Genomic DNA, 255 nt, shown 5'->3' with positions numbered 1-255 from the left:
ATGCCAAGTGCTCACACTTATCTGCTGTAACGTTCTTTAACAATCGAGAAGAAGTAAAGTTTTATTTAAGCGTGTAGAAATACACACTTAGGGTAGTAAAACTCATCATCACAAGTAGTAAATGCTTAGAACTATAGCCGTCAAGGTTATAGGGACAAGTGAATAAGTGCACATGGCGGATGCCTTGGCGATTACAGGCGATGAAGGACGTAGTAGCTTGCGATAAGCTGCGGGGAGCTAGCAAACAAGCTTTGA

General features: G+C 42.0%; 1 rRNA gene. It reads left to right on the top strand.

Going from position 1 to position 255, the window contains the following annotated elements:
• Positions 1-152 precede the first annotated feature (152 nt).
• Positions 153-255: ribosomal RNA gene (locus tag KW842_RS27270) — 23S ribosomal RNA — on the top strand; the annotation flags it as partial.

It is taken from the genome of Duganella sp. sic0402, assembly GCF_019219065.1.
In the GTDB taxonomy this organism is placed as follows: domain Bacteria; phylum Pseudomonadota; class Gammaproteobacteria; order Burkholderiales; family Burkholderiaceae_D; genus Rugamonas.
Note: the sequence above shows the minus strand (reverse complement) of the source record. Positions and strands in the feature narration are given on the sequence as shown.